The organism is Streptomyces actuosus (assembly GCF_016921115.1).
In the GTDB taxonomy this organism is placed as follows: Bacteria; Actinomycetota; Actinomycetes; order Streptomycetales; family Streptomycetaceae; genus Streptomyces; species Streptomyces actuosus_A.
Genome location: NZ_JAFFZS010000011.1, coordinates 1 through 19597, shown reverse-complemented (window position 1 = coordinate 19597; position 19597 = coordinate 1). Strand labels below are relative to the sequence as shown.

19 protein-coding genes are annotated in these 19597 nt (G+C 69.8%); 8 read left to right on the top strand and 11 right to left on the bottom strand.

Translation table 11 applies throughout. The features are described from left to right. Nucleotides 1-1232: 1232 nt before the first annotated feature. The 3 genes from cas3 (at nucleotide 1233) to JS756_RS16015 (ending at nucleotide 6459) form a co-directional block, all read left to right on the top strand. Nucleotides 1233-3992 carry a CRISPR-associated helicase Cas3' gene (cas3, locus tag JS756_RS16025; protein WP_205383795.1) on the top strand — a complete coding sequence of 920 codons (2760 nt, stop codon included), beginning with the start codon at nucleotides 1233-1235 and terminating at the stop codon, nucleotides 3990-3992. A 468-nt stretch (nucleotides 3993-4460) separates the two neighbouring features. Next, on the top strand, nucleotides 4461-5822 hold the full coding sequence (locus JS756_RS16020) for a hypothetical protein (RefSeq protein ID WP_205383794.1): 1362 nt from the start codon (nucleotides 4461-4463) through the stop codon (nucleotides 5820-5822). Between the two features lie 214 nt (nucleotides 5823-6036). Next, nucleotides 6037-6459, top strand: a complete 423-nt coding sequence (locus JS756_RS16015; protein ID WP_205383793.1) for a DUF8825 domain-containing protein — start codon at nucleotides 6037-6039, stop codon at nucleotides 6457-6459. 184 nt (nucleotides 6460-6643) lie between these two features. On the opposite strand, the gene JS756_RS16010 is transcribed toward JS756_RS16015, so the two are convergent. Then, nucleotides 6644-7069, bottom strand: coding sequence for a hypothetical protein (locus JS756_RS16010; RefSeq protein ID WP_205383792.1), 426 nt, complete (start codon nucleotides 7067-7069; stop codon nucleotides 6644-6646). Nucleotides 7070-7305: 236 nt separating this feature from the next. Here JS756_RS16010 and JS756_RS16005 point away from each other — a divergent pair, with 236 nt between their 5' ends. After that, entirely contained in the window at nucleotides 7306-8700 is a 1395-nt protein-coding gene (locus JS756_RS16005; RefSeq protein ID WP_205383791.1) for a hypothetical protein, read from the top strand. Nucleotides 8701-8820: 120 nt separating this feature from the next. Then, nucleotides 8821-9621: a GNAT family N-acetyltransferase gene (locus JS756_RS36800; protein WP_240203851.1), complete on the top strand. Its 801-nt coding sequence runs from the start codon at nucleotides 8821-8823 to the stop codon at nucleotides 9619-9621. A gap of 38 nt (nucleotides 9622-9659) precedes the next feature. Here JS756_RS36800 and JS756_RS15995 read toward each other — a convergent pair whose 3' ends face one another. After that, nucleotides 9660-11003 (bottom strand): XRE family transcriptional regulator, encoded by a 1344-nt coding sequence (locus JS756_RS15995; protein WP_307790703.1) that lies wholly within the window; start codon nucleotides 11001-11003, stop codon nucleotides 9660-9662. A gap of 190 nt (nucleotides 11004-11193) precedes the next feature. Here JS756_RS15995 and JS756_RS15990 point away from each other — a divergent pair, with 190 nt between their 5' ends. Together JS756_RS15990 and JS756_RS15985 are read left to right on the top strand one after the other, a co-directional pair. Next, nucleotides 11194-11739 (top strand): hypothetical protein, encoded by a 546-nt coding sequence (locus JS756_RS15990; RefSeq protein WP_205383790.1) that lies wholly within the window; start codon nucleotides 11194-11196, stop codon nucleotides 11737-11739. Between the two features lie 84 nt (nucleotides 11740-11823). Further along, nucleotides 11824-12663: a hypothetical protein gene (locus JS756_RS15985; protein ID WP_205383789.1), complete on the top strand. Its 840-nt coding sequence runs from the start codon at nucleotides 11824-11826 to the stop codon at nucleotides 12661-12663. 206 nt (nucleotides 12664-12869) lie between these two features. Here the strand turns inward: JS756_RS15985 and JS756_RS15980 are convergent, their stop codons facing one another. The 8 genes from JS756_RS15980 to JS756_RS36795 form a co-directional block, all read right to left on the bottom strand. After that, nucleotides 12870-13304 (bottom strand): hypothetical protein, encoded by a 435-nt coding sequence (locus JS756_RS15980; protein WP_205383788.1) that lies wholly within the window; start codon nucleotides 13302-13304, stop codon nucleotides 12870-12872. Nucleotides 13305-13366: 62 nt separating this feature from the next. Then, the gene (locus JS756_RS15975; protein ID WP_205383787.1) at nucleotides 13367-13795 is read right to left on the bottom strand and encodes a DUF4262 domain-containing protein; all 429 of its coding nucleotides are present in this window, start codon (nucleotides 13793-13795) and stop codon (nucleotides 13367-13369) included. Between the two features lie 115 nt (nucleotides 13796-13910). Continuing rightward, nucleotides 13911-14738 (bottom strand): HARBI1 family protein, encoded by an 828-nt coding sequence (locus tag JS756_RS15970; protein ID WP_205383786.1) that lies wholly within the window; start codon nucleotides 14736-14738, stop codon nucleotides 13911-13913. 118 nt (nucleotides 14739-14856) lie between these two features. Next, nucleotides 14857-15489 carry a hypothetical protein gene (locus JS756_RS15965; RefSeq protein WP_205383785.1) on the bottom strand — a complete coding sequence of 211 codons (633 nt, stop codon included), beginning with the start codon at nucleotides 15487-15489 and terminating at the stop codon, nucleotides 14857-14859. Between the two features lie 160 nt (nucleotides 15490-15649). After that, nucleotides 15650-16123, bottom strand: coding sequence for a hypothetical protein (locus JS756_RS15960; RefSeq protein ID WP_205383784.1), 474 nt, complete (start codon nucleotides 16121-16123; stop codon nucleotides 15650-15652). Between the two features lie 441 nt (nucleotides 16124-16564). Then, nucleotides 16565-16777 (bottom strand): hypothetical protein, encoded by a 213-nt coding sequence (locus tag JS756_RS15955; protein ID WP_205383783.1) that lies wholly within the window; start codon nucleotides 16775-16777, stop codon nucleotides 16565-16567. Next, complete coding sequence (locus tag JS756_RS15950) at nucleotides 16777-16944, bottom strand: hypothetical protein (protein WP_200402129.1); 168 nt, start codon at nucleotides 16942-16944, stop codon at nucleotides 16777-16779. Before JS756_RS15950 ends, JS756_RS15955 begins: the two co-directional genes overlap by 1 nt. A gap of 140 nt (nucleotides 16945-17084) precedes the next feature. Beyond that, complete coding sequence (locus JS756_RS36795) at nucleotides 17085-17525, bottom strand: hypothetical protein (protein WP_240203850.1); 441 nt, start codon at nucleotides 17523-17525, stop codon at nucleotides 17085-17087. Between the two features lie 526 nt (nucleotides 17526-18051). On the opposite strand from JS756_RS36795, the gene JS756_RS15940 reads away from it, so the two are divergent. Beyond that, nucleotides 18052-19014 carry a transcriptional regulator gene (locus tag JS756_RS15940; protein ID WP_205383782.1) on the top strand — a complete coding sequence of 321 codons (963 nt, stop codon included), beginning with the start codon at nucleotides 18052-18054 and terminating at the stop codon, nucleotides 19012-19014. Between the two features lie 79 nt (nucleotides 19015-19093). Here JS756_RS15940 and JS756_RS15935 read toward each other — a convergent pair whose 3' ends face one another. Beyond that, complete coding sequence (locus JS756_RS15935; RefSeq protein WP_205383781.1) at nucleotides 19094-19369, bottom strand: hypothetical protein; 276 nt, start codon at nucleotides 19367-19369, stop codon at nucleotides 19094-19096. Nucleotides 19370-19597 lie beyond the last annotated feature (228 nt).

Below are 19597 nucleotides of genomic sequence, written 5' to 3'. Positions count from 1 at the left end.
TCGGCCCGGAAGGACAGATGCGCCGCCCGCCCGTGCGGGCGTCCACCGGCGATGATGTTGACTCCGCGGGCTGCGAGGCAGTGCAGTCCGGTTGCGCCGGAGTCGTCGCGGAAGGTGGCACCGGACCGATATCTGGCGGTGCACCTACCCCGGGGTTTTCCGCACTGGATCTTGAAGTGGGCGAGGAACACCCCGCGCGGCCCGTCCGGGCGGGACCCCGGCATCGGTCTCATCCTGCTCCGGGCCGCACTGCCTCGCTCGCCGTGCCCCTGTGCTGCCTGCCCGTGCGGGAGTCCCTCGCTGGGATACCCCGAGGGCACGAAACCGTCCCGGTGCTACCCGCCCGTGCGGGAGTCCTCCGTGGGCGGTCGCCAACAACTAGCCTGCCAGGCTGTACCACCCGCCGGCGCGGGAGTCCTCCGGCCCTGAACCCGCCGCCCCGCGAGTGCCGCCAGTGGCGCTCGCACGTGCGGGAGTCCTCCGGACGTGCCGTACGCGCTCGGGCTGATGGCCGCGTGCCGCCCGCAATTCGGGAGTTCTCCATCGTGCTCCAGTCCCACCGACTCGGCGGCGAAGTGCTGCCGCCTGTGCGGGAGTCCTCCGTGGTACCGCCGCCCGCCCGTGCGGGAGTCCTCCGCCCTGGCTCGGCGGGCTGCCGTCGAACACGTCGTGGCGCCCGCCCGTGCGGGAGTCCTCCGGAGGCCGCCGAGCATGAAGAGCGCGTCACCCAGTGTCGCCCGCCCGTGCGGGAGTCCTCCGGGGTTCGACGCCGAACTGCTCGACGCCCTGTCGTGCCACCCGCCTGCGCGGGAGTCCTCCGGTGAGCTGGTTGTTCGTGCCGCACGAGTACGGGTGCCGCCCGCCCGTGCAAGGAGTCCTCCGTCGCGGCTCGCCGAGCTCGGCTACGCACAAGCGTGCCTCCTGCCTGCGCAGGAGTCCTTCATTCAACGAGGAACCACGGTTCGATCAGATCAAGCGCCACCCGTCTGTGTGGGAGTCGTGTGTCGACCTGGACGCGCCCCGACCTTCTGATTGAGTGCCGCCTGCCCTGCGGGAGTCCTCCGCAGTTGATGGACGCCATCTTCACGTCGATGCCGTGCCGCCCGCCCGCGCGGGAGTCCACGTTCCGTGCATTAGGCGTGGCTGCGCGGCTCGTGGGTCGGTCGGCGCCTACCGGGGGTTCTGGCTGAACACCTGGCATTTCCATAATCCATTGCAGTGAGGTGATTTCTATGAAGTCTGATGTGTGTTCCTGTGTGTGGGGAAAGTTCGATGAGCTTCCGGCTCCGTATCCGCTGGGGTGCCATTTGCTGGATACTGCGGCAGTCGCCATGCTGCTGTGGAATGTTCACCTTTCGGCAGGTCAGCGTAGATTTATAGCCGAATCATTCGGGGTTCCGGAGTGCCAGACGCGTGCTCTGGTGGCGTTCTGGGCTGGTCTCCATGACCTGGGGAAGTGCTGCCCTTCTTTCCAGGCATCCCCGACGGGCCCGGAACCGGAGTTCCTGCAGCGGAAAGAATTCGCATCCCCGGCAGGGTGGATGAACGAGGGTTCCGTACGTCATGAACGGGTGACACATCTCGTTCTGCCGTCCATCCTGGCCGACTTCGGGTACGACGTTGCGTCGCGTCCGGGGAAGTCGGTGGCGCATCAGGTGGCGCAGATCCTTGGAGGACATCACGGCGTCTACGGCTCCATGCTGGACCGGGTGACGCTGCGGCACCCGGAGAAGACGGAGCCGCGCATCGGGACGGCGACGGGATGGCAGGAGCAGCGGGCCGCTTTGGTGGACGTCGTGCACCGGGCGTGCGGACGCCCTGCTGCGCCGGCGCGGGTGGCGCCTGCGGGAGCGGCGGTGCTGGTGACCGGGCTGGTGGTGCTCGCGGACTGGATCGCGTCCAGGCACCAGTGGGTGTCGGCGCGGCAAAGCGGCTGGCTGGCTGCCGCAGATGAGGACTGGGAGGCCCACTTCCAGCGGGCCCTCGCCGCTGCGAGCCCAGCCGTGGAGAAGTTGCAGCTTGCGGCACCACAGTGGGCGCCTGCGACCCGGTTCTCGGACGTCTTCCCGGAGATCACCCACCCGTACCCGCTGCAGGCCGACATCGGCGCCCGCCTGCCCGGCCTCGTGACCGGACCAGGGATTTTGCTGGTGACCGCACCCACCGGTGACGGTAAGACGGAGACGGGACTCTTCGGCGCCCGCCTGCTCGGCGCGGCGGCCGGCCACCCCGGCCTCGCGGTCCTGCTGCCGACGATGGCCACGACCGATGCGATGTGGGACCGCGTACGCACCTACGTACGCCGTGCCGCGGCCGCCGACACTCCAGTGACTCTGCTGCACGGAATGGCCTGGCTGAAGGAGGCATACTCCACGGACGCCCCCGACACCGAACTCTCCGACGACGGGGTGTCCACGACGGCGGGCGACTTCATGCGCCGCAAGCACCTCGGCCTGGCCGCCGGCGCAGCAGTCGGCACCTGGGACCAGGCCGCGATGGCCTGCCTGCCCATGCGATTCAACACCCTGCGCTGGCTCGGCCTGTCCGGCAAAACCGTGATCATCGACGAGGCCCACGCCTACGACGCCTTCGGCCACGCCCTCACTGTCCGCCTGCTCCAGTGGCTCGGCCACTTCGGCGCTCCCGTCGTACTGCTGTCCGCGACCCTCGCCGGCCACCTCGCCGAGCGCCTGGTCCACGCCTACCTCCAGGGCGCCGGCCACACCACCCCACAGCCCGTCGACCCGGCCTACCCAGGCTGGCTGTTCGCGGACTCGACCACCGGCGTCGTGACCGACTCTGGCACGATCCCCAGCGCCCGCGCGCACTTTCTCGGCGTCGACCAGCACCTCGTGCGCCACACCCATGACCCCAGCGCCCCCGACGGACGCGCCACACAGCTGAGGCGAACCCTCGCCCCGCTCTACGACGCCAGTGAAGACCCCGGCGCCGTCCTCATCGTCTGCAACACCGTTCCTGACGCTCAGGCCACCTACCAAGCCCTCGCCGCCCGCTCCGGCACCCGCACCCCGAAGCTCCTGCTGCTCCACGCCCGCATGCCGCAATGGCAGCGCGAGGACATCACCCGCCGACTCCTCGCTCTCCTCGGCCCTCGCGCCCGCCGACCGCGCGAGCCGTGGATCGTGGTGACCACTCAGGTCGCCGAGCAGTCCCTCGACGTCGACTTCGACCTCGTCATCACCGACCTCGCACCCCTCGCCCAGCTCCTTCAGCGCGCCGGCCGCGGACACCGCCACTCCCTCGCCGGCCGCGGGCACCGTCCCGCCTGGGCACCCGCCCCACGCCTAGTCGTCTTGACACCCGCCGGGGAGCTGCCACCACCAGCGTGGGGGAACGTCTACGACCAGGCCCTGTTGCGCCGGACCCGCGACCTGCTCGCCGAGAAGGCTGACATATCCGTCGCCATCCCGGACGCCGTCACCCCCATGATCGAAACCGTCTACGCGGACCTGAACACCCTCGCCGAACAAGCTCTGCACGACGACCACCGGCGCGCTGGCCAGGATGCCGCATACGCTGCGGCCGCTGACACCGCTGCCATACCCGCCCCCGACACCCTCACTGACCTCTACCCGATCACCGACCGCGACCTCGACCCCGACCTGCTCACCACCCGCCTCGGCGCCGACTCGGCACGGCTGCTGCCCGTCTACCGCGCAGACGACGCCACCTACTGGCTCGACCCCCAGCGCAGCTGCCCCCTGCCCATGCCAGCCCCTGGGCACAAGCGGCTGACCCGCGAACAGGTCGCCAATCTCGCCCGTCTCAGCATCCCGGCTCCCGCAACGTATCTACCCGACGACCCCGACACCGCCCCGCCCACGGAGTGGAACAAGACTCCGCTCGCCCGCGAGCTGCGTCTGCTGCCTCACCGGGTACTGCCTGACGGGCGTATTCAGGGCCGACGGACAGAACGACACATCCTTCGTCTCGACCCGGTCCTCGGTCTGGTCCGTTCTGCCGCCCGATGAATCAATGACGGCAGCGGCCGATTGTGCTGGATTCCCTGGAGTGAAGACCACCAGCACCTGCTTGTCACTCGGCAGCCTGCAACTCCAGGTGAGATCCACCGGTCAAGCCCAAGCCGACGGCAAGGGCGCCCGGGCCTGTCGGACGACCCGACGGCACTCACCCCGGAGCCTGACCCCACGACTCTACGGCCTTGCAACAGCCGCTCTGCATGGGCAAGACGGCCGCCGAGGAGCATGCCGGTCCCCTCCCTTCCGTACCGGCGATACTCGTTCGCGCCACGACACCAAGCGGGTGGGTGTACCGCAAGGCTTCAATGCCGAACAGTCGGGCGGTCAGGTGTCAGCCATGTCCGGTTCTCGTGCTTCACGGGTGCCGGGCCGCAACGCCGGGCAGAGTGGGGGCGGCAGACAATCCGGGCTGGTCTACCGGCCAGGGGGATGTGCTGACGGTCTTGGGGAGGGGACGGCATGACGCTGTTCACACGGAACGCACCGGACGACGGCAACGGCCATGCGAACCAGCAGCAATGGCTCCAACAGCCTGCAGGAAAAGCCGTGTTCGACCGGGCGGAGTTCATCGACCGTTACGCGGTGCTGCGGTGGGACACCGACCGCGGCGGCGTCGCGCTTGTGCACTCGCTGGTCGACGGCAACGCCGCCCCCAAGACCGTCACCAGTGCCCTGCGCCGACACCACGGTGCACGCCTGGCCGACAGATACGCGTGCGTGGTCGTGGCACAGACCAGCACCCAAGTGAACCAACCCTGGGTGCCTGACCTCCAGGCCTATGACGTTGACGGGGGCGACCAGCCGTACTACACAACATGGGCCGAGCTGGCGGCCCTTCTCGGACAGCCGGCGCCGTACTGGTTCCACGCGCTGCGCGACCGTGACTCGATCGCCGCCTGGCGGCCGGGCGCCCCACCGGCGGTGGTGCCCGCGCATGACATCGCCACCCCAGTCACGGCGTTGACGGAGCTCGCTGCGGACGAGCCGGACGGGTCCCCGGCGGCCGAGCTGTGCTGGTACCTCGCTCGCGAAGTCCGCCACCGCGGCCACTCGTCGACCACCCGCTACATCGCCGAACTGCGCAAGAACGCGGCCGACGGCGGCGACGGTGCCCACCTTGTCCTTGGCGCGGTACCGGCCTCGCTGCTGCGCCCCGCCCCAGAGGAGCCGACGGAGATGGTCCGCCGCGCCGGCTGGCTGAGCATCACCGAACGCCGCGACGTTCTCGCCCACCGGGTCGCTGCCTTCGCGCAGCGCTGGGACGGTGGCCGGGACTGGCACACCGGAGCTGTGGTCAGCGTGCGGCCGGAGGCCTGCGCCACCGCCCGTGAGTGGGCCAGGCGCCTGGTCCCGGCAGATGCCGACCAACCACCGACCGTCCTGGAGAAGGTCCTGCTGGACAACGACCGCCGTGCCGACAGCGACGTCCTCCTCCACGATCCCGTCGCCGGCGTCCCCGTGCTGCAGCGCGACCCGGACACTGGCGCTACGGACCTGTCCACCTGCACACTGCAGCGCCTGCCGACCCGCTCGCCGCTCGCGGCCCTCGTCCTCAGCGCCGGGATCTGCTGGATCCGTACCGAAGACCAGACCTTGTGGCTGGCACCCGAACGGGACGGCTGGGGCATCGGCTACGGCTACTCGGGCAACGGCTGCCTCACCCTCGCCCGCCTCGTCGATGTCCTCCTCGACGACATCTCCGCCCCCGCGGTACGTCCCGACGATCCCGCGGCACCGCGAGCGCTGTTCGAGCTCCTGCGCGACGCCCCCGGCACGGTGACCTACACCCGAGCCCAACTGCTCGCAGCCCGAGGCAAATGACAACGTGAGGGCCCTTACCCGCCTGCTGAAGCCGGGGGCATCATGAGCAGCGCATCGCACCTTCCTGCCTGGAAGAGCATGGCGGGCCCCTCGTGCTGAAGAACCAAGGAGGGACCCGCCCCGCTTCCGCTCGACCCGAGCCGGGATGAAGCGGTCAGATGCACGGTCGCGCGCTGGCGGAGGTTTGTCAGCCGGTCGAACTAAGCTCCGAAGCATGAGTACCCCCGCACCAGAACCGGGCCCGTTCGACCCGCGGAACTTCCCCGCCGACCTGGTCGCGGCCCAGCGCCAGGTGACGGAGCTGTACGCCGCTCTCCGCGCCCACCAGGCGACGCTCCCCTGGTCCCGTGAACCTCATGCCGGCTGGCCAGACGAGACGGAGCAGGGAAGGGAACGGTGCGGCCGACCCGCGTCGCCCGGCTGGACGCCCGACGAGGCCAACAAGTTCGACCGGCTCATGGAGGAACTGCGCGCCGCCACGGCGCTGGTGCAGTGCCACACCTGGTGGGCGCACTGCGAACAGGAGGGCATCAAGGGCCCAGACATGGTCGCCGCACGGCAGGCCCTCAAGCACGCGAAGGGCGCCGTTCCGGAAGGCGCGCCCCTCGAGCAGGAAGACGTCCGTCCAGCCGCCTGAACCGGCTGCGGGCATGGTCCTTTCCGGCCGAAGCTCAGAGCGCTCAAGGGGTACAGGGCCCCGCATCATCGCGTCCCCTGCAAACGCCACGTCGCCGCCTCTATCTGGTGACTCTCAGCCCGCAGTGGGCCCCGTCCGCCGTAACGGTTGGCTCTGAGCGGCCCGAGGTGCCGGGTGGCCGTGGCTATTGCCGCTCGGCACGCTTCTTGTCCGCGACCTCCTGGCGGGTGGCGAGCAGACGGCGGGCGCTCTCGACCGCGGCGTCGGCGTCAAGGTGGCGGACCAGCCGCCACTGGTAGGCGTCGTATCCCTCCGTTCCCTCCCAAGGCCAGACAATGAACACCAGCCGGTTCCAGGACGTCTTACGCGCCTGGAGGGTGTCGGGCTCCTCATCCTCGAAGCACTCGTTGAGCGCGTCGAGGTGCACGCCAACGGCTTCCTTCAAGGCGCGGGCCGCGCGTTCCTCGGGGCTGCCCGCAGGATGCTTTGCACGGAGTTCCTTCACGCGCTCGTCCAGGAAGGCACCGATGGCCTTGGCGTGCTCCGGCTTGAGCTCGTCGGCGTTGAACGGGGCGGGGCGGGGCTCGTCATGGGCGAAGTACTCGAGCACGGGCTGGCTTTCCTTCCTGTCGTGACGCGCTGCGACGAGTCGTCGTGTCCTGTCCGTCGCGTTGGATGAGAGAGGAAGGTATCCGACGCGGTCACCTCTGTAAGCGGTTCCCGGACGACTGGCTGTGAGGTTGGCTGGAAACGGCTGCACGAAGAGGGTTGCCGCACATGTATAAGGGAGACAACATCAGTGATGCACAAGGAGTGCAGCACTTGAAGTGAAACGAGGAATCAGCCTTGAATCACGTTCTTCCGCTCGCCAACGGCCTGCGCACCGATCATCCGGTGCCGGGCCTGCCCTTCATCGACGACTCCCACCTCCCGCTCGACGAGGGGCCGGAGGCCATCGAGGCCATCGGCCGCAACCGGGGCCCGGGCATGTGGGGCCGCTTCGACAGGGACCGCTCCGACAAGAGCTGGCGGGCCTTCACCACTGACCCGCTCAACCACGCGCTCGGCTGGGCGGTGCGCTACCACCCCGACCACGGCCGGACCGTGCTGCTCGTGCGGGACGGCGAGACCTCCGGCCTGCACACCGAGTGGGACGGCGAGGTGCTGCTGTTCCGCGCCGGCGGCTACTGGTGGAACGGTGATACGTGGTACCGGCCCGGCCAGGTCTGGGACCCCGTCGCCCAGGATTACGAGAAGCGCAAGGCCCGCATGGCCGTCACCGTCACCGCCTCCGACATGCTCGACGGCCGCGCCGACCCGGCCAAGGCCTACGTCAGCAAGGTGGCCACCTTCGACCCGGACGCCCCGCGGCCGGACAACTGGCTCGAACACCTGGCGCTGTGGGCAAAGCACCACCAGGAGCAGGACGGTGCCCTGCCGCTGGAGCGGTGCGTGGTCGACGTCTCCAGCCCCGAGCTGACGGGGGCGCAGCTCATCGGCGCACCGGAGATGGCGGAGCTGGGCGGCATCACCGCCTCGACGCTGCGGGCCTACATCTCACGCGGCAACAGCGAGGTCCCGCGCCCGCAGGCCGTCGTCGGCGGTCGCGACCAGTGGGCCCGCGCGGTGGCCGATGACTGGGTGGAGGCCCGCAAGCGCTCCTACACGGGCGTCGGAGAGGCCATGTCCGCCGGCGACCGTGACGCCCTCTCGCCCGGGGCGGCCGAGGTGCGCGACCGGTTCGCCGCCGACTTCCAGCACGCCCTGTACGACCGGCCCGACGTGCGCAAGCGGTGGGTGCTGCGCCACCGCAACAAGGAGTCCGTCACCCAGATCGCGGGCGAGCTCGCCTGGTCGGTGGCCGCCGGCCTCGACCAGATCGTCCCCACTGAACACCTCGGGCGCACCGTGCGGGCAGCGGTGCTGCACGACTTCGCCGAAACCGTCGAGATGTTCGCCGACGACGAGGATGCCACGGATGGTGAGGCGTCCCCGGAGTGGTGGCACCTCAACCTGACGCCCTCGGTGGGCAAGTTGCTCGACTGGTACATCCGGTGCTTCCCCGGCGAGGCGTACGCCACCATCGGGGAGATCCAGCGCCAGGCCCACAAGACGTGGAAGATGCCGGCGGCGGACACCCTGAGCGCCCTGAGGTCGGCGCTCTCGCTCGACGGCGAGCTGACCGAGCAGCAGCGTGAGACGTACTTCGCCCTGCTCGAACCGCGCGAGGATACCGACTGACCCGTTTTCGCCGCCAGACACAGGGGCCGGAGCCAATGTCAGTGGCTCCGGCCCCCTGCCGCGTGACTGTAGCGGGCGAATCCCGCACGGCGATGCTCGGCTCAAGGAAGGGTGAGCGCCATGGATTCTGTCGACACCGCCCTGGACCGTGTCTGGCCCGCCCAGTTGCGCACCGACCGTCTCCTCCTGCGGCCGGTCACCCGGGAAGACGGCCCCCTGGTAAGCGAGTTGTTGACCGACGACCGGGTGCGCGCGCATCTCGGCGGTCCGGTCACGGAGGATCGCGTCGCCGCCCGGCAGGCCGCCTACCCAACGACGGCCGGCGCCTTCACCGTCGTCCGCGTCGCCGACCAGCGGCCGATCGGCCTGGTGACCATCGGCGCCGACCACAGGTGCGAGGGCCGCGCCGAAATCTCCTACCAGCTGCTCCCCGCCGCCTGGGGCGAAGGCCTGGGCAGGGAGGCCGTCGCGGCAGCCGTCAGCTGGTGGACGGACGCCGTCCACGGCGGTGGCCCGCTGGTCGCGGTCACCCAGAAGGCCAACAGCGGCTCGTGCCGCATGCTCGAGGCGATCGGCATGACCGTCGTCGACGAGCTCGACGAGCACGGTGCGCGCCAGTGCCTCTACACCCCTGCGGGCGACCAGGACGACAGCGACCTGCGCTGGTTGCGCCTGCTCGCCGAGCGCCGGGACGCCGTCGAGCGTCGCCGAGGCGCCCAGGCACGCGCGACCGCGGCCGGCCAGAACCTTCCCGACGACCTCGCGGCGCTCACCCCCGAGGAACTGGCCCGGCTGTGCCCCGCCCGCCACGGGGCCTACGGCCGGATCTGTGCCCGCATGGCCGATCACACGCCGGACCTTCACCTGGGCCGGGCACAGGACGGCGCGTGGATCGCCTGGCTGACGACGGCTGACGCCTGACCGCCCGACCCGGCGCGGCCGGGGTAGCGCGTCGGCGATCAGAACTCGTCAGGGCGCATGGGGACGAGCTCGGCGACCTCGAACTGGGTCGTCTCGGGGTGCAGTTCGAGGAACCGGTCGATGACCTGGGCGTGCGCCTGGCCGGTGAACAGGTCCAGTGCCACGCGGTCGAGGGGACCGTCGTCCAGCTGCAGGTACGTCATGGCCAGATGGGCGCCGTGGTGCAGAGCGTCCTTCTCGGTGGGGTAGGTCCAGGTGCTCAGCTCGCGTTCCGGCTCGCTGCGGTGCAGCAGAACCCACGGGCCGCCGGCCGTCCCCTTGGGCGCGTCGACCAGGGCCCGGCAGGTGCGGCACCACGACGCGTTCGCGGCAAGCCGCTCCGCCGAACCGGCACCCCACACCGGCTCCGGCACGACGACGCGCGCGACATCCGGCCGTACGGGCAGGGCCTGCGGCTCCCGGGTGAGCAGTTCGGGGACCCGGTAGGCGGTGCGGGCGCGGCCCTTCCTGCCAGCCGGAGGCTGCCACAGTGCCCGCGGCCACGGCTCGTCGAGTGTCACAGAGGGGCTGCGGCTGAGGGGATGGCCGAGGTCGACCCGGTCCCCGTAGGACGGGGCCGGCTCCTCCCCCGGCGGAAGCGGCAGCAGCCACCCGGCCACGTCCTTCACCCACGACTGCCCGCAGCCGCACCAGTGCACGGCGGCAGCCTGCTCGGCGGGGCTGTCGTACCAGTCCGGCTCCTCCCGGCCCAGCCCGAGGCGCGCCATAGCGGTCGGCTTCTCGCACGGGCAGGACGCGAACCGGTACAGCTGCACATCGGGCTGCTCGTCGCGCGCCGCGTGCAGCCACGCCGGATGAACACCCAGCGCCCGAGCCAGCGCCTCCCGCTCAACGGGCCGGGACCGGCCCGCCGCCCAGTGCCCGATCTGGTGCGCGCCGACGCCGACGTCGCCCCCCAGGCCGACCGCGGTCTTGGCGGCCGCCTCCTGCAACAGCCGTAGGCGCCGCGCGAAGGGAGACAGCTCCAGCAGCGCCCACACCGGGTGCTCCCCCTGGGGCTCGACGTGATCCGGATCGTCTTCCCACACCTCATGGAGCTCGTTGTAGGAGAAGGCGTGCTCGGCGAGCGTCTCGGTCAGCCAACGGCGCACCGCAGCGTCGTCCGCCCACTGCTCGTCGGTAGCCTCCCGGGCCGCATCGTCCGCGTTCTCCGCCAGCACCAGCTCCTCGTGCAGCGGGAACACCAACTCCTCGACGGCCAGCAGCGCCCGGGAGGCGACGACACGGCGGGCCGGCTCCGGCGCCGCGCCGCTCAGCACGCCCGACAGCACGTCGACGGCCCGAACCACCAGCCGGTCCTGCTGCTTACCCCACCTGCTCACCCTGACCCCACTCCCGCGGCCGCCGCGGCCCCGCACGTGCCACATCATCCCGGCCACGACACGGAAGCGGGCGACAACGCCCGAAGTTCACCCACACCAGAACAGACCCGCCTCGCCCCCACGCCAGCCAGCAGCGCCCGCCATGAGACCCAGCACAACCGCCAGCTGCACGACCACATACGCTGTGCCGATGCCCGTCGTGCCCCCGCTCTTCAGCGATGCCGAGACCGACCACCCCGCCATCGCCCAGTGGTGCTCCACCATCCTGGCCGGCGACACCGCCCGTCTGCTCCTCTTGGGACCGCACTGGTCCGGCAAGTCCCACGCCGCCTACGCCGGGCTGCGCCGTCTCCTCGCCGCCGGCTACCGCGAGGAGAACATCACCGTCCACCAGGCTTATGAGCTCAAGCGCAGCTACGAGCCCAGCATGATCGAGAACACCACCGCCGTCACGGTCATCGACGACCTGACCCTCTCCGTCGACCTGGTGCGCGAGGCGAAGGTGCCGCTGAAGCCGGACCCCGCCGACGTCCAGGCCATGATGGCCCTGGAGGCGGGAGCACTCGCGGATGCCGTCGCCCGTCTGAGCGTGCTGCCGGGGCGTTCCTGGCTCCTGATCGCCTCGAACCTCGACTGCCTCGTCGAGGCGGTCGGCCAAGAGACCGCCGACCGCCTCGTCGCCGTCGCCGAGCAAGCCGAACTCGTCCCCCGCCCCCGGCCGACCCTGCGCTGGTAGCAGCCGGACAATCAGCACGCCCGCCGCACCTCAATCAGCTGGACTACGCTGCGCGTTGTCGTCAGGGCGAAGGAAGGGCGGGCTGTGGCCAAGCGGACGAACGGCTCCGAGAAGAACCGCAAGGAGCCGCTGTCCGGCGTCGCACGCCGGCTGTGGGCGTTCTCCGGCAACGAATGCGCCTGGGGCGACCCGCACTGCTCAACCCGGCTGGTCACGGAGGAAGGCGCCTGGGTCGGCAAGATCGCCCACATCATCGGTGCCGAGCCCGGTAGCGCCCGTCACGAGGCGTGGGACGGCCAGGACGTCGACCAGCTACGGGACTTCGACAATCTGATGCTGCTGTGCGGGGTGCACCACGACCTGATCGACAGCAGCGTCACCCGGCACGACTACACCGTCGAGTACCTGCGGGCAGTCAAACAGAAGCACGAGGCCACGTACCGCTACACGGTCGACGACATCGAGGCCGAGTTCCGCGACACGGTCAACGGCTCCCTGGTCCGCCCCGCCACCACCATGACGCGCTTCTTCGCCTGGGAGGACGCCAACCAGGACCCGTCGGACGAACAGGACTTCCTTCAGCTGGTCAACCGCTTCGCGGGGCGGGTCGGCGGCCTCACGCGGATGGCCCGACAGGTGCTCGCCCTCGTCGTGCACGAGGAGACCACGGACTTCGAACTGGTGCTGAGGCGCTTCTCGGCGGACCGTACGACGCTGCTCAGCGTCGTACGCGAACTCCAGAAGGCGGAGATGGTCTACCTCCACGCCGAGGAGTACGACGAGGACCGCGGACAACTGTCCCTGCTCAGTGGCGCTCTGGAGGGAGTCCCCGAAATGTGGGACGAGCTTCGGGGCTTCTGCCGCGACGAGAAGGTGGACCTCAAGGAGATCCTGGTGGATCTCGACTTCTCCCGCTTGGACTGAGCCGCCGGCGGGCGTACGACCTACGCCCGGGGAGTGGCGGCCCCGGCCGTACTGCGTCCCGTCACGGGGACCGGGGCCTGTCCCGCACACTCCATTCCGGCACGGGCCACGGCGAGCCTAACGAATGACCCAAGAGCCCCTGCACCGATTTCCACCGGCCCGGGACGAAGCACGAGGACAAGCACGGCGGGGACTGCCACAAGGCATCACGCCGTCGGCTTCCGCACAGGACAGGTACCGCGAGCGGCGACACCGACGGCATCGTCGCCACTGTCCTGAACGCGCGGCGTGTCGGCCTCGGCGGGCCTGGCGGTGACACCGTAGAAGCCGCCGAAGGCCTCGACGCCGCTCTTCCCTTCCAGTTGGGCGAGCAGCGCCGCCGCTGCCACGCCGCGCGCCAGTTCGCTCGCGGTCCGGGCCACACGGTTCTGCGCGCGTCCCGACCGAGGACGACCATCGCTGAACTGGATCGCGTCACCGTTCTCGCCCAGGCTGCCACCAGCGCGCTCGGCCTCGCCACGTAGCCAGGCCTTGGCCTGCTCGCGCGAATGGCCCCATTGCCTGAGCTTGTACGCGATGTCAGCACCGCACAGCGGAACTGCGAAATCCAGGAAGAGCCGCAACTCATCAATGGCATTCAATGGTTCAGGCTGGCGCACAGAAGAATCTCCTAGACATAAAGAGTCGGAAACCCGAAATTGGGCTAAAGAAGCGGCTGGGTTCCAGGAGAAAGCGAGCAGGAAGCGTCCGTCGGAAAGATGCCGGCACTATCGGGCCACACGGCCTGCCAATACGGCACGGCAATCTCCTGGCCGTACACCGCCCGCAGCATCGAGAAGGGCTCCAGGGACGTCACGGGGCGCATGAGCAGCTGGAATCCGTTCGCAAGAACCCCGTCCAGCGCCTCACCGTCAACTGGACCAGACGATCCGGCGAACCGCTCGATGAGGGAGTGAAGCAGGCCCTGCATCACCCGGACGTCCAGGCCGGCCATCACGAACTCGCACCCCAGAGATTCGTGCAGACCGATGGTGTAGCAATAGGCAGCAGAACTCTCATCACCAAGAACTGGCTGGATAGCGAACCCGTGCTCCGCGATTACGCCCCGCAGCCGAGCAACGTACGCCGTCATGAAGTCGGGCGGACACACCGGGCAATCCGCATCTCCGCAAGAATCGTGAGGGCGGCCCTTCGGCAAGACACTGAACTCTTCTCGGTAACGTCTCGTGACGGTTTGTGATCTTCGTTCAGGCAGTGCGGCTGTGTTCGAGCTGGAGCAGGACGAGGGCGGCTCGGGCGATGCGGGTGATGGCCGCGGGGTCGAGGCTGACCCTGCGCAGGGCCTTGAAAGTCACCTTCAGCAGGGCGTTGGCACGTTCGGCGACCGTATGGACGCCCCGGATCACGGCGTTGAACGCCTGGTCGGGCTCGGCGAGTTCACCACCCTTGGGCTTCTTGACCGGGTGGCGGAAGCCGGGCCCGGCGTTCTCGTAGCCGAGGTCGGTCAGGGTGGGGACGCCCAGGGTGGCGGCGAGCCGGTTCAGGGCGTCGACGAGGCCGTGGGCCCGTGCGCAGGTGGTGTCGTGCTCACGGCCCGGGCGGACCGGGGAAACCCACAGCGGCCAGCCGTCCGGGGCGGCGATGACCTGCACGTTCCCGCCGTGATGCTTGTGCTTGCCGGACCACCACAGGTCCGCGCCGTTGGGGCCGGCGGCGGCCACGCGGTCGGTGCGGATGACCGTGCCGTCCAGGTTGAGGTGGGTGTACCCGGCCGCTACCGCCCTCTCCAGCGCGGTGGACAGATCGGGCGCGTGGTCGGCGAGCACCGTCAGCCCTTCGTGCAGGTAGCGGTAGGCGGTCGGTACCGAGATGCCGTTGTCCCGGGCGAGTTGGACCAGCCGGGTACCGTCGACGAACCAGCGCAGCACGAGCACCGCCTGTCTGAAGACGCCCAGCGCACGGGTGCCCTTGCGGGTTCCGAGCTGCTCGCGGTGCCCGCGCAGCAGCTTCGCGAGATGCTCGGCGGTCGCCCTGCGGACATCGAGCACGGCGGTATAGGTGATACTGGACGCCACGTGGAGCCTCTGGTTGTACGGAACGTGATCTTCGCAGACCCGTTCCTACCAGGGGCTCCACTCATGTCTGACACCGAGTCACCATCCCGCCGCCCGGCTTGATCACACACCGCAACCGTCATGTTGCCGAGAAGACTTCACTGGCCGCGGCATCGGGTGTGAAATCGAGATCGCGGACGACCAGCTGGGACGGGTCATCGTCCGGACCAAGTGACTCCAGAGCCGGGAGATCGATCAGGCCCCACCCGCCTTGCGACAGGTCACCCCCCAGGCACGACCACCCGTAAGCCCGGCCGCTCGCGTCGTCGACCTCCACGACGTACCACTCAGCCTCGGCGGAGTAGTACCGGAGGCCGACCACCCTGTGCTCATGCGGCTCCAGGACCGTTGCCCACAGAGCCGGGATCTCGGCCAGCACCTCCGGAGCCGGGTAGAAGCCGTGGCCGCGCTCCTCGCGCCACAGCTCGGGCGGCCGCGTCCCGACCGGAGCGCCCCCCTGCGCAGAGCCCTCGGCGTCGGGCTGGGCGCGGAAGACGGCCTGCTCCACATCCGGGTGAAAGATCGACACCTCCTCGCCGTCCCAGCGCACGGTGTAAGCCTCCAGGTCACCGGGCAAAGCGAGCAGTTCGGGGACGGTCTCCATCGCCCTGAGGAAGAGGGCGATGAACAGTTCTTCCCGGCTTCCGGCGTCGGTAGAGACGGTGGTTCGCTCCCAGGGGTGCCCGAGGACGCGCATGCGGATGTCCGCCATGATCAGTTCTCCAGTGAATCGTGGGTGGGGAGCCGACGAGGGCCTGGCTGAGGGCGTGCGTCGCCTCTGAGGCGATCGCGGAGTAGCGACGCTGCGCCTCAGCGCGCATCACGGGCCAGCCGGCCCCGACGGAGTGAGAGGAGGGAGGAGCCTGCCCGGATCAGGAGGCTGACGACTGCTGGGCCCGATACTTGCCCACCACGGCGAGCACGGCGGTGCCGAGCAGGTCGGCACCCTCACCCGCCATCCAGTCGCCGAGTGTCGCTTCCGGGCTGCTGCTGAGCCGCTGGATGAGTTCGTGCACGCCGACATGCGGAACGCCCTCGGCATCGCAACCAGCCTCGAAGTGCCCGAAGTCGGGGGCGTACGCGTGGTAGTGCCCGTCGGCGCTCCAGTGAGGGTCCTGCCACAGCTCGAACACGGCGTTCGGAGCGTCCTCCTCCAGCCGCGCGGCTACTTCCTCGCAGAGGCCCAATGCGGCGTCCCGGGCGCGGTAGACCTGTCCCAGCGTGAGGGTCTCGGAGGGACCACGCTCATACTCGCCGCGAAGCCTGTGCTCCCGCATGAGGTCGAGAAGCGCGACGACCTCGCAAGCGGGAATCGAATGGATGCGGAGCTGCAGATCAGCAGACACGATTCTTCCTACGATCGAGCGCCACGGCGGGCGCGCATGAAGAGGGACAGCACCGCGGGCGTTGTCGGCAGCGGTGAAGTAGAGGGGCTTCGGTCGCTCGGCCGGCGCCCTCGAACCGGCGGAAGGAGTGGGGCCGTAGGCGTTTGGCTGTGTGCGGCTCTTCGGCCGTCCGGAGTTACGCCAAGGCCTGGTTGAGGGCAGCCGTCAGAACCGCGATGCCTCACGCCGCCAGCTGCGCGTCTCGGCGCGGCGAACCAGACGGCGGAACCAGGGCCCCTTTTCGCCCTCATCGCTGTACCGGCCCGGCAGGATCTTGCTCCCCACGGAGCCGGTCCGAGCGTTCTTGACCTTGCGACGCCTCGCGGGACGCTTACTCGCCCCGGTTCCCGGGACGGGGGCGCTCATGTTGAGATCAACTCCGCATCTGTTTGCCCCGATGCCTTACGCGGCGTCGTTCTCGGCGCAGTCGGGGCAGTCGTCGGGGCAGCGGTCGTGGGTGCCGTAGGTGTGAACCTCACAGCGCACACAGGGGTCAACGGAGGCGACGTAGTCGCCGTCTTCGGTACGGGTTTCTCCGACCCAGTCGTCAGCCGGGATCCCAGTCGGTTCGTTGCAGTGGCCGCAGTTGACCTCGCCGGGACGGTAGATGGCCATCAGAGCTCACGCTCGGGCAGACCGCCGTGGAGCCTCCACAGGAACTCCGACATGTCGACGCCGATCTCGTGCTCGGCGTCGTTACTGTCGCCATCGACGGCCTCGTTCCAACGGGCGAGAAGTTCTTCGACCTCGGCCAGGTCGGAGGGGCTGAGTTTGGTGCTCAAGGCGCGGTCCTCCTGCTTGCGCGCCCCGACAAGCGGGGTCGGATGGGGTTGGGGCATGGGCCCCGGAGGGCTGGAAAGTCAGCCAGGCGGTAGGTGTGATCAGCAGTCGAAGGCCGACGTGAGGCTGTTTAGCTCACGCTTCAGCCCTCAGCGACCACCACCTGTACGCCCGAAGTCCGGCACTTCTGGCCGCGCACGAGGTGGCGATCCAGCCGGCCATCGATCAGATCGACAACCGCACCGCACCCGGCGGCCGGGCAGCGGACGGCCATCACCCGGCCCTCATCGTCGAGGAGGGGCATTTCAGATGCGATGGCCATCGCCGTCTGCTCGCCCTTCAGACGTACGGAGAAGGTCACCGCGCCGCCGGCCTCTACGTCACTGATGCACGACTGGCACAGGGGCCGCCTACGCGCTCTGGCTGTGGCTTCTGGCGACGCGGCCACGCTGCGACCGTCGGGAGAGATACCAGGCGGCAGGCCCGTCTCGGGGTCGATCAAGAGGCTCGGGGCGGTGTGTCGCTCCAGTTCGTGAAACAACGTCGGGCGGCCGCAACAAGGGCACATCATCAGATAGAACAACGCGAGCTCTCACGATCGTCGGAGTGGTGTGGGTAGGCACGGCCGGCCCCATGGGAAGGGCCGTTCTGGCGCGGGGCCGTTCCAGGGACATCCAGTTGGTGACCTCGGCCGGGTCTTCTTCCCCGACGAGGCCGCGGGCGGCGGTCCGCTGGTCGGGTGGCTTCTCGGCCGAAGGTCTTCGCTCCCCGGCCCCGCAAGAGCAACAATACATATTGGAATCGCAATATGCAACAACAAAAAGAGTCCGTCTGCCTCAATGCCCGGACCAGGTGCCGGAGGCGCGAGAGGGCCAACCCGATCGCCGCCGTCCCTAGACCGTGCCATGCCCTCAGGGCCTCGCCTACGCACAGCCGCCTACCCGCCCTTCGCCCACGGCCCCGGCGCGCCAGGGACGCAAGAGGCGCACGGAGCCGACAGACGTGCGCCCTGCCCGAGGCACGGCCAGACCCGTACCGTCGCAACATCGGGCCGAATACGCCGGGGGGACGCTCGGGACACAGCGGCCGGGGAGGACGGTGGCGTGGTCATGGAGCGCAGGAGGGTACTGGAGACCGGGCTCTGCGCGGCGGTGCTGTGGACGGGCGGCACGACAGCGGTGCTGGCCGGCGAACACGGCCAGCACCTGGACGAGGGGGATCTGCCGGCTGCGCGCAGGCTGTTCGCCGCCGGCAGATACGACCGGCTCCACCAGATGCTCCCAGGGATGATCGCCCGCGCGAGCGAGAGCGAGCGAACGGACCCAGTCGGCGCCAGCCGCGCGGCGGGGGTATGGGTACTCGTCTCTCAACTAGCAGCAAAGGAAGCTGAGATGGGCACTGCGGCCGCCTTCGCGGTCAGGGCAGGGACGGCGGCCCGCCGCTCGGGCCGACCGGAACTCCTCGCGGCCGCCGCGCGCGCGGCCGCGACACCGCTGCGTCGTACGGGCCGCGCGGACACGGCCCTGCAACTGCTCGCAGAAGCGCACGATGAGCTGGGCACCGCTCCCCGGCCGTCCGCGGCCGTCCTGGACGCGTCCGGCATGGTGGCCCTGACCGCGGCCTACACCGCCGCCCAGGCCCGAATGCCCGCCGTCGCCGAGCAGTTTGCGTCCCTGGCCGAACAGACCGCGGCCCGCCTCCTCCGCGACCGCGGACGGGTACCGGCTGGCGCAGAGCTGTCGCCAGCGCAGTGCGTGCTGTACCGGGTCGGCATCCACCAGAAGCTCGGCGACGTCGACCGAGCCCTGGCGTACGCCGCGGGCCTGGAGCCGACCGCGCTGACCACACCGGAGCGCCGAGCCCGCGCGGCGACCGACACCGCCCGCGCCCTGCTGACCGCCGGAGACGTGGCGACCGCGTTCGTCCAGCTACAACTCGTGGAACGAGCCGCGCCGCAGGAGGCCCGCCGCCCCTCAGTCCGCGCGCTGACGGCCGAGGTCGCCGCGCGTCGGCCGGACCTACCCGGCGTCACAGCCTTCGCCCGCCGCACCACCCTGCGCGCCGCGACATGACCACCCCGCCGGCCGATTCCCCACCGCGCCCTCGCATTGGGACTTGATCAAGGTCGAGCAGACCTCGCGGGGGGCGTCGTCAGCCCAGGTAGTAGGTGTGTGTCGGGCGAAAGGTCGGGTAGAGCAATTCGAATGCACCCGGGCCCCGCGGGTCGTCGAAGGCGAGCAGCGCCGGGGCGTCCAAGGTGCAGCAGCCACACTTTGGATCCATCCACGTGATGGTGATGTGGGGAAACTCGGCCGCCATTTCGCGGATGGCATCCTCCCACGCCGTCTTGTCCTCATCACGCCAGTCGTGCTGGGTTCCGTCCATGTAGACCTGGTCCAGGCGCTCGGCCCACTTGTCGAATTTCATGCCTGCGGCCTTTCTGCGCTCGTGGTTGGTGGCCCGGCCCCCGGTCCCGCGTGGAGGGGGTTGGTGGGGCCGGGGGGCCGGGCCAAGGGTGGACGTGGGCGGGTCCTGGGGGTTGGGACTGATCCTGCCCTGGTCTGGGTGTTCCGCTTCCGTCGGCGCGGGCCGCGAAGGCCCGTGCGGTGCGGGTGGGCCCGGGGTGGGCCCGGGCACGGGCGGGGGTGGGGGGTG